The sequence below is a fragment of the Flavobacterium gyeonganense genome (assembly GCF_029625295.1).
Lineage (GTDB): Bacteria > Bacteroidota > Bacteroidia > Flavobacteriales > Flavobacteriaceae > Flavobacterium > Flavobacterium gyeonganense.
The window spans coordinates 1,897,418-1,908,796 of sequence record NZ_CP121112.1 but is presented as its reverse complement, the minus strand read 5'-3'; the positions used below and the strand labels follow the sequence as shown (position 1 = coordinate 1,908,796).

The following is an 11,379-nucleotide window of genomic DNA, read 5'->3' as shown; positions in this document are numbered from 1 at the left end:
GTTATCGGATTTTTTTATTAGTAGATTAATAATTGACTCAACTCAGCAGTTCAAGTTCTTTTACCTTATCATAAACTAAATTGCTTTCATAACCTCTTCGAAGTAAATAATCGCAAAATTTCTTTCGTTTTTTTAAGGCATTTCGTTCTGTTAAGCTTTCCCAGCATCTTTGAGAAAGCTGATCAAATGTTGCTGCGTATTCCTCAGCTGAAATTTCTTTTAAAGCAAAATTAATATTGGCTGAAGAGATGTGTCTGGTTTTAAGTTCATTTACTATTCTAATTTTTCCCCAGTTTTTAATACGGTGCTTACCGCGTGCAAAACTGCAGGCAAAGCGTGTTTCATTTAAAAAATTATCTTCAATTAGTTTGACAATAATAATGTCGATTTCATCCGGAGACATTTTTAAAGAATATAGTTTAGTTACGACTTCATCATGGCAACGGTCCTGATAGGCACAAAAATGTTCTAGTTTTTGTAATGCTTCTTTGATGGTCATACTTAAAAATGAAAAAGATTAATTAAAAACAAAAGTAACTTATTTAATATAATTGTGGAAAAGCTTTAATGAATGTGAAAAAGTAAGAAAATTTAACATATTGGAATTATTTTTTTTATACTTTTGAAATACCCCATTATAAGCAACTTAAATTCAGTTGTTTAGTAAGTATATTTTTTTTGAGGAAAAGTAGCTGTTCCAGACAAACCCCACAGTTCTGACAGTATTGGCTTTTTCAAATACCACTCATAAATATTTAGAAGAATTAATTGATTTTTTTAATCTTAAAACTCTGTTGTTATGAGACTAAAACTACTTTTTCTACTGTTTTTTGTTTATTCTATTATTTGGGCTCAGCCACCTCACACATATACAACGCCAGGGAATGGTGCTTTTAAGATTCCTGCGGGTGTGACTACATTAAATGTTGAATGTTGGGGTGCCGGCGGTGCCGGCGGTGGAGTTTATAATCTTGTTTCTCTTTTTGGAGGAGGAGGTGGTGGTGGTGGTGCATATAGTAAAGTATCTACATTTGCAGTAACTCCTGCAGCATCGTTAAGTTATAAGGTTGGTGCCGGAGGAGCTGGTGTGAATGGAGCTGACGGGCAAGATGGTGAATCGACTAATTTTTCTACAGTAACCGCAAATGGAGGATCCGGAGGTAAACATGGAAATACGGCTAATGGAGCCGGTGGAGCCAGAGCATTAGCTTCAACAGGAACAGGAACCTATTATTCGGGTGGTGCAGGAGCATTGGCAAGAACAATTTTAGTAACCGTATTATCTTCAGGGGGAGGTGGCGGTAGCGCAGGAACAGCTGCTAATGGGAATAATGCTTCTACCAATCTTTTGGATGCAAATGGAGGAGCAGCCGTTACAGGCGGCGGCGCTGGAGCTAGTGGAATGACATTAGTTGGAGGTGGTAATGGAAATAATGGTAGTTCACCTGGCGGCGGCGGCGGTGGCGCATTGGGATTACTAAATTCTAATTTTAGAGGAGGAAATGGAGGAAACGGTCAAATAAAAATTAATTACACCTGTCCAACTTATGGATTTACTGCACCAACTACCGCAGATAACGTCTGTACTTCAATAGCAACGACTTCATTAGTAAGATTAACCGGTTTGCCTAATGGAGATTATGTCGTAACATATAATCGTAGTAATCCAGGTCAAAACGGATTAACCGCTACAATGTCGGTTACTGGAGGAACAGGAATAGGAACCTTTACGGCGGTTGGATTAACTACACCAGGTTCAAGTACAATAACTATAACTAATCTTACTTCAGAATCTTGTACAAATAGTGTAAATACAAATAATGCCGTAACAATTAATGTTTATTCTGCAAGTGTGGGGGGGACAATAAATACGCCTCCGGCAATTTGTAGCGGAGGTACAAGTGGTTCATTAACTTTGTCAGGATATACAGGAACGATTACCGGATGGGAATATTCAGTAGATCCTTTTTCTTCGTGGACACCAATTTCTAACATTACAGATGCTCTTTCACCTGGAATATTAACGCAGACTACCCAGTTTAGAGCACTTGTTAAAAATGGTACATGCAACCAGACCACTTCTGCTGTTACCACGGTAACTGTAAATCCTTTACCTACGATTGCTACAACAGGAACACTTGATAATATTTGTTTTAGTGCAAGTTCACAAACTGCCACTTTGCCCTACACGGCCACAACCAATACACCTGTGAGCTATAGTATTGTTTGGAGTGCAGCTGCCAATACAGCGGGGCTTGTAAATCAGGGAACAACAGCCTTTTCATTTTCATCAGGAGGAGGAAATCTAAGTACAATTGCAATACCGGCAGGAGTTACTGCAGGGGCCTATACGGGTACGATGACTATCCAGAATGCCAATTGTTCATCAACTCAGGCAATCCAACTTACGATTAATGCCACAAGTGTTGGTGGAACAATCAGTACACCTGCTGCTATTTGTAGTGGAGGTACAAGCGGTCAGCTGAATTTATCCGGTCATACAGGTACAATTTTAGGCTGGGAATATTCGGTAGCTCCTTTTTCATCTTGGATACCAATTTCTAATACAACTACATCACATTCGCCAGGAGTATTGACTCAGACAACTCAATTTAGAGCACTTGTTAAAAATGGTACATGCAACCAGACCACTTCTGCTGTTACCACGGTAACTGTAAACCCTTTGCCTACAATTACTACAACAGGAACAGTGAATCCTATTTGTTTTAGTACGGGATCACAAACTGCCACTTTGCCTTACACGGCCACAACCAATACACCTGTGAGCTATAGTATTGTTTGGAGTGCAGCTGCCAATACAGCGGGACTTGTAAATCAGGGAACAACAGCCTTTTCATTTTCATCAGGAGGAGGAAATCTAAGTACAATTGCAATACCTGCCAATGTCGCTGCCAATACGTATACGGGTACGATGACTATCCAGAGTGCCAATTGTTCATCAACCCAGGCAATCCAACTTACAATCGTACCGAAGCCATCTGCACCTATACCAGGTACTATTACTGAACCTACATGTATAACACCTACTGGAAGTTTAACGTTAAGTGGATTGCCATCTTCGGTTACCTGGTTAATAAAACAGACAGGTCCCGCATCCACAACTTATACGGGTACAGGTACATCATATCCAATTTCTAATCTTCTTCCGGGAAATTATCAGTTTACTGTTGAATATACCGGCAGTTGTATTTCTGACGCTTCTACTACTGCTGTAGTAAATAGTCTTGTCACTAATACTTATAATAGCAGCTGGTCGAATGGTACTCCAACAATAAATCAAAATCTGGTTTTTGCTTCAAATTATTCTTCAGCCGGAGGAGGATTAGGAAATATTAGTGGTTGTTCCTGTTTGGTGAATTCCGGAGTTACAGTTGTAATGAATAGTAATGATACATTAACGATTCAAAATGCAGTTGTTAATAGTGGCGGGACACTAACTTTTGAAAATAACGCCAGTTTGTTGCAGAATAATGCTGTTGCCGTCAATTCTGGCAATATTATTTACAAAAGAATTTCAACTCCAATGAAGAACTTCGATTTTACTTATTGGTCATCACCCGTTGCCGGACAAACTTTATTTGAATTATCTCCTAATACACTTTGGGATAAATATCTTTCTTATACTGGAACTGGATGGCATCAGGAACAATATGGTGCGTCGGTTATGGCTAAAGGAATTGGCTATATCATCAGAACCCCAAAAGCAGGAAGCTGGCCAAATGGAGAAGTTGTTACTTTTCCGTATTCGCAGGCTGTTGCGTTTATCGGGACTCCAAATAACGGAAATATTACCGGGCAATCAGTCAACGCCGGAAAATTTTATTTAATAGGCAATCCGTATCCTTCCGCGATAAGTGCTGATGCTTTTTTGTTTGACAATCCTAATAACAGTGCAATTTTAGGCGGGACTGTTTATTTCTGGACTCATAATACTCCTTTAAAAATGATAGGTCCACAACAAGCTTATTCTTCAAGTGATTATGCGACTTATAATGGTGTTGGAGGAACTTTGACTGCGCCTGCACCATCTGGTGGGGCCTTGCCATCCGGAAAAATTGCTGCAGGGCAGTCTTTCTTTGCTTTGGCTACTGCAAACGGAACAGTTATGTTTAATAATGGTATGAGGATTCAGGGAAATAATAATCAGTTTTTTAAACCTCCGAAAACATCTAAATCAAGTTCATTGGAAAAGCATCGTTTATGGCTTAATATGACTAATGAAGGTGGTGCTTTTAAACAATTATTAATTGGATATATTGAAGGCGCAAGTAATGGATACGACAACGATTTTGACGGAATCACCTTTGATGGCAATGCATATATCGATTTTTATAGCATTAACGAGAACAGTAAACTTACTATTCAGGGGCGAGCGCTCCCTTTTAATAATACTGATATAGTGAATTTAGGATATCGTACAGTTATATCAGGAAAGTTCAAAATTTCAGTAAATAATGCTGATGGAATGCTTAGTAGTCACCCTGTTTATTTAGAAGATAAGTTAACTCATACCATTACTGATCTAACTCAAAATGATTATGTTTTTAACAGCAGTGTAGGTGTTTTTAACAATAGATTTGTATTAAGGTATGCTAATGCAACATTATCCACTGACGAATTTGAACACGAAAATAATGTTTTGGCCTGGTTGGATAAGAAGACCTTAAGAATTAATTCTACAGAGAAAACTATTAATAAGGTTTTTGTTTATGATATTACAGGAAAATTAGTTTATAGTGATTTTGAAATTTTAGCATCCGAAGTAGCAATCAGTACTCTCAAATTCAAAAATGAAATTTTATTACTTAAAATCGTTTTAGCAGACAACCATATAATAACCAAAAAAATTATAACTTTTTCGGAATAACTAAACCCTAATGATAGTGACGAATTCTTTTATTTATTATTCAAAAAACAGTAGAAAAGTTTATTTACGTTTTACAAAAGAAAAAAAACTGACAAAAGCTTATAAGTGATTTTAGTTTGTTTTTTAAAGTTAATCATTTTCTCAACTTTTATACTTTCAATTGTAATTTTTATAATGTTGATTTTCAATTAACTATTTAACTGTAATTTGTTAAATAAATTTGTAAAATGTATTTAATCGATTTTTTTTGCACTTTAACGATTATTGAATGAAAAATTGTTATCTTAATTGAGCTCTTTGATAATGCGAAAAAAGGACATTTTGAACCTTTTTTTTGTTAAAACTGAATTATTCATTTAAAAAATTTAATTGAGATGAAAAGGATTTTTATTACGGTAGGTATACTAGTGAGTGTATGCTCGTTTGGACAATCAACAACAAATGCATTGAATGGTGCAATCTCGGAAACAAACATTCAACTTTTAAAGCCATCGAAAACATCAAAACCCAGTGTGCTGGAAAAACACCGTATTTGGCTAAACATGACAAACACCGGAGGAGCTTTTAAACAATTATTAGTTGGTTACATTGAAGGGGCGACGAATGGATATGACAGTGATTTTGACGGCATAACTTTGGATAAAAATTTGTACATAGATTTTTACAGCATCAATTCGAATCGTAATCTCGTGATTCAGGGACGTGCTTTGCCTTTTAATGATTCTGATACTGTGCCTTTAGGATATCGTACGATTATAGCAGGCGAATTTACTATTTCAATAGATCAGGTTGATGGAATGCTTACAAATCAAGCTGTTTATTTAGAAGATAAATTAACAAATACTATTAATGATTTAAGACAACATGCCTATACTTTTACTACTGCTACAGGGGTGTTTAACAATAGGTTTGTTTTAAGATATACTAATAAAACCCTAAATACAGATGATTTCGAAGCTGTAAATGATGTTGTATCAATTGGCATTAAGAATCAAATAATTTCTGTAAACTCAACTTTTGAAAATATAGATAAAATTTCTGTTTATAATATTTCAGGTCAGCAATTATTAAATCAGGAAAATATCCGGGATAAACAGTCAATAATTCAGGATTTACCTTCTGCGCAACAAATTTTATTAGTAAAAGTGGTGTTAGAAAACGGAAAATCTATTACAAAAAAAGCATTATTTAAATGATATAGTACTACTCTTTAAAAAATCCGACAAATTGTTTTGTCGGATTTTATGTAAAATCCAGTTTATAAATTATTCACATTTATTTAAAATCAAATTTAAATAGATCGATTTGCCAAGTATATAATATTCTAAAATATTTTTTGAGGTAATCTTTAATTTATTCAAGTTAAATTTTAGTATTGATTAGCAGTACTTTAGGTTGTGTTTTAGTAATGCTAAATTAAGATTTTTAAGTCATAAATGCATTTTTATGATAGTTTATTGAGTAGGAAACGACTTAACCTAATTAACTTAAATATAAATTAAAATGAAAAACATATACATTGCTTTAGGTCTCTTTTTAATTTTTATATACTCATATGGGCAATCGGCAAGTAATTATACTTTTACGTCAATCCAGGGAAATTATATTTCGCTTACAGGTGTTGCCGGAGTAAACGATACTTCAATTCCAGCCACAGCAGATGAAGGAATTTCTAACGCGATAACACTTCCTTTTACATTTACTTTTGCAGGAACAGCTTATACTTCTATAAGGGTTTCTCCTAATGGGTGGATATATTTAGGTTCAGGAACACCGGCTGAATCCAATGATAATACCCAGGCAAATGCAGAAATAAGAAAGCCAATTTTATTTCCATTATGGGATAATTTAAAATGTAATGTTGCACCGCGTTATGTAACAACCGGAATTGCTCCTCACAGAAGGTTTAAGGTAGAGTGGAGTCAGCAAAGCTGGAGTAATGGAGTTGCCGGAGATGTGATTTCATTTCAGTTGTGGTTATTTGAGACAACAAATGTAGTTGAATTTTTGTACAATCAGGGAGCTGTAGCAGCAAATACTGCGTCTTCCGGCGGAGCTTCAATAGGAATATATGATGGTTCCAGCAGATATTTGACATTAAATAATTCCAGCGGGGCACCTGTTGCCCAACCGGATGTTTTTACAACAAACATTAGTACAAAACCTGCAACAGGTCAAATTTATAGATTTACTCCACCAGTTACCGCAGGTTTAGAGGCTAACAATTACTGTTTTTCTGCAAGTTCAAGGACCTATGATAATTTATTGTCGGCTACAGATGTACCGGCTCTGGCTGCAAGTTCAGATGACGTACTTTCGAGTTCGGTTGCTTTACCTTTTACGTTCAATTTTGCAGGAGCTTTTTATTCTAATATAAGGGTTTCCAGTAATGGCTGGATTACATTTGCATCACCTACTCCAACAGCATCACAAAATTATACCAATAATATTGCGAATGCTAATATTATAAAACCGGCATTATTTCCATTGTGGGATGATATTGAACTTACCGTAATTCCAAAATACCAAGTTTCGGGTACAGCACCTAACAGAATTTTTAAACTTGAATTTTCGAAGCAAAAGTGGGATTATGCAGGAGCAACTGATGCCATTTCATTTCAGGTATGGCTGTATGAAAAAAGTAACGTTATAGAATACATTTATAAGCAGGGTGCGGGAGCATTGAGAAATCCAAGTGCTACTATAGGTATATATGATGCCAATGGAAAATATTTGCTTTTGAATAATGTGACCGCAAGTCCAACCACAACTTCAAGTTCTTTTATATTTACGCTTAATGCAAAACCAGCTACAGGACAGGTGTATCGATTTACACCTCCTCCAACAATTTCCTATCCCGGAAATGCTTTTATAGCAACAGGTACGGTAGCAGTTACTCAATCCGGAGATACAGGAGGTACTTATTCCGCAACTCCGTCTGGCTTGTCTTTTGTAAGTACATCAACAGGTGAGGTAAATTTAACAGCAAGCTTAGGAGGAACTTATACCATATCCTACAATGTTGGAGGCTGCGTAACTGCCACTACAGAGATGACAATTTTTCCTTTGTTACCACAGCCTGTAGGAACTGTAGGAGTTGCTTCTTGTGCCAGTGGAAGTGATGGTAGTATCACCATAACTAATATGAACAACAGTGTCAGATTTGTGGCGGCAGATAATGATTACATAGACTTGGGAAGTCAGATACTGTCTAATAGAGCAGCTTTTACTATGGGTGGGTGGATAAAGTTTAAGGCATCTGATATAACAGGCAGAATGAGTTTGTTTGGTCAGAATGATGCAATAGAATTTGGTTTTTCTTCTTCATCAACTTTTGAATTATGGACTTCTGTAACCGGACCTGTTACTGCTTCCTTTACTCCCGCTACATTAGGAAACGAAGCATGGCACCACATCGCAGTTACAGGTGATGGTGCCCGGATAAGGATTTATATTGATGGTATTAGCGTTCCGGTAACAGGGGGTGTAGTGAACACTTCCAATTATGGGGCATCGACTTTTACTACTAAAATAGGAAGCCGGGTTTTTTCTAATACAAATGGAGAAACTTTTACGGGAAGTATTTTAAAAGCAGCATTTTACAGTACTGCTCTTTCTGCATCAAGAATCGAGAGTCTTGCATTTGGTCCTACAGTATATTCCGGTTTTGAGCCGGGTATAATTGCCGGATATAATTTTTATGATGGTTCAGGAACGACTTTAACCTCTACACCTGCGGGATTCAATGGTACATTTCAGAATTCTCCCGAATGGGTCGATCCATATACCTATGCTTGGCAGAGGGTCGGTAATAATACAGTTATTGCCACTACAAAAAACCTAACGGGTTTGACTCCGGGGGATTACAGGGTTACAGTAGCACTTACAGGTGTAAGCAGTCCAAATGCTAAAGTTTTTACAGTTGGTTCAGCTGCAGAAGTTGTCGCAACTGCAGGAACAGGAGCCAATTGTACATCTATTATAACTGCAAATTGGAATGCAGTTGGGGGAACCACAAGTTATGTACTGGATGTGGCTACTGATGCTGCTTTTACTAATTTTGTTACAGGCTATAATGGCTTAAATGTTGGAACGTTTACAACTTATGCTGTAAACAATGTTCCTCCGGGAATTATATATTACAGGGTCCGAAGAAATACAAGTTGTGGTGTAAGTGCTAATTCTAATGTAATTCAGTATCAGACACTGCAGGTTAAAACTCCGGTTGCAACTGCTGCTGCTATATTATCCTGTACCAGTTTTAGAGCCAATTGGAATGCAGTTGACAGCGCTAATGCCTATTATTTAGACGTTTCTACAGATCCTGCTTTTGGCAGTTTTGTTACGGGTTATAATGGTTCAAATATGGGAAATGTAACGAGTGTTGACGTTACAGGGCTGAGTTCTAATACTACCTATTATTACAGAGTGCGTTCAGGAAATGCTTCCTGTGGCATGATGACAGCTTCGTCTAATACTATTTCAATATTAGTTAGTACAGGTCCTACAGCTCCTACTGTAGGTACAATAACTCAGGCCACATGTGCTAATCCAACCGCTAAAGTTGTATTGAATGGTCTTCCGGCCGGTGAATGGACATTACAATTTTCAACAGGCCAGACTTTTTCAGGAAGTGGGACAAGCGTTACTATATCTGACCTTGCTCCAGGAAGTTCCTTTACTGCTGCCGTTAAGACAAATACGTGTTATTCTCCTAATTCAGCTAATATTGTACTGAGTTCTTTAGTGGTTCCAACGTCAATCTGGAATGGTTCTGGCTGGTCAACCCCGCCAACAATTAATAATAATATTGTCTTTGCGGGTAATTATACTTCAACAGAAGATTTAAGTGGGTGTACGTGTACCGTAAATTCAGGTGTTTCAGTTGTAGTAAATTCCGGTCATACTTTTACTATAACCAATGCAGTTACAACCGGAGGAACGCTAACTTTTGAAAACAATGCAAGTCTTGTGCAGACTAATGATATCAGTAATACAGGTGATATTATATACAAAAGAATCTCTGAACCGATGGAAAATTTTGATTTTACATATTGGTCTTCTCCAATAGCCGGTCAGGTACTTAATGTTTTTTCACCCAATACATTGTATGATAAATATTTATCATATAACACCACTCTTATTAAATGGAAACAGGAATCTCCGTTAAGTCCTATGACACCAGGAAAAGGATATATAATCAGAACGCCTAAGGCTGGACTTTGGGCTAATGGAGAAAATGTAGTTTTTCCTTATGCTCAGCGAGTGAGGTTTGTTGGGGTTCCTAATAATGGAAGTATCTTTGCAGAAGAAGTAACTGCTCTTACAGCAACCCGTTACTTTTTGATAGGGAATCCTTATCCATCAGCCGTGGATGCAAATTTATTTTTATCAGCTAATAGTACAATTTTAGGCGGAACTATTTACTTTTGGACACATAATACGCCACTATCAGGTAATGGCTATACAGGAGATGATTATGCTTCTTATAACATAACAGGAGGTGTGGGTACTTCAGCAAAAAGTGACCCTGGCCATAGTGATATTCCTGCTTCGGATATGGGAAGGAAACCTAATGGAAAAATTGCTGCAGGTCAGTCATTTTTTATCGTTTCAAAAGCTCCCGGAACAATTGCTTTTACAAACAGCATGCGTATAGCAGGGAACAATAATCAGTTTTTTAAACAGGAAAAAACCGCAGATTCTGAAAGACATCGTGTATGGCTTGAATTAAGTAATAATAAAGAGGCCTATAAACAAACATTAATAGGCTACATTCAGGGAGCAACTAATAATTATGAAGATCAGTTTGACGGAATTACGCTAGATGGCCATAAATATGTAGATTTTTATAGTATAAATAACGATAAAAAGCTTGTTATTCAGGGCCGGGCATTACCTTTTGAAAATACTGATAGTGTTCATCTGGGGTATAAAACCACAATTTCTGGTAATTTCACAATAGGAATAAATCAGACAGACGGAAATTTATCCACTCAGCCTATATATCTTGAGGACAGACTGACCCAGACTGTACATAATCTGCAATCATCAAATTATATGTTTACTACTGCAGCCGGAACTTTTGATGATCGTTTTGTCCTGAGATACAGCGATTCAAATTTAGGTTCAGGTGATTTAGACAATAATAAAAATAATTTGATTGTTACAGTGAATCGTAAAGTCATTAACATTACATCTTTAAATGATGATAATATCAGTAAAGTCTTTTTATATGATATTTCCGGGAAATTGATTTATAAAAAAGATAAGATAAATAGCAATCAATTTTCAATCACACAGTTAAATGCAGCACAACAGGTTTTGCTTGTGAAAGTGTTTTTGGAAGACGATAACGAACAAACAAGAAAAATCATATTCAGGTAATAAGAATAATTGTTTTTTCATAAAAAAAATCCGATAGTAATCCTGTCGGATTTTTTTATGAACATAATTTATCTTAAAAAGGTTTTTAAGTCTGATAAGAAAAT

4 protein-coding genes are annotated in these 11,379 nt (G+C 36.4%); 3 read left to right on the top strand and 1 reads right to left on the bottom strand.

Translation table 11 applies throughout. The annotated features are described in order from the left end of the window. Positions 1–37: 37 nt before the first annotated feature. The gene (locus P5P89_RS08225) at positions 38–499 is read right to left on the bottom strand and encodes a regulatory protein RecX (RefSeq protein WP_278011497.1); all 462 of its coding nucleotides are present in this window, start codon (positions 497–499) and stop codon (positions 38–40) included. 300 nt (positions 500–799) lie between these two features. On the opposite strand from P5P89_RS08225, the gene P5P89_RS08220 reads away from it, so the two are divergent. From P5P89_RS08220 to P5P89_RS08210, 3 genes are all read left to right on the top strand, one after another. Further along, positions 800–4,888, top strand: a complete 4,089-nt coding sequence (locus P5P89_RS08220; RefSeq protein WP_278011496.1) for a glycine-rich domain-containing protein — start codon at positions 800–802, stop codon at positions 4,886–4,888. Between the two features lie 374 nt (positions 4,889–5,262). Then, entirely contained in the window at positions 5,263–6,084 is an 822-nt protein-coding gene (locus P5P89_RS08215) for a T9SS sorting signal type C domain-containing protein (RefSeq protein ID WP_278011495.1), read from the top strand. Between the two features lie 307 nt (positions 6,085–6,391). Continuing rightward, positions 6,392–11,275 (top strand): LamG-like jellyroll fold domain-containing protein, encoded by a 4,884-nt coding sequence (locus P5P89_RS08210; RefSeq protein WP_278011494.1) that lies wholly within the window; start codon positions 6,392–6,394, stop codon positions 11,273–11,275. Positions 11,276–11,379: the final 104 nt, after the last annotated feature.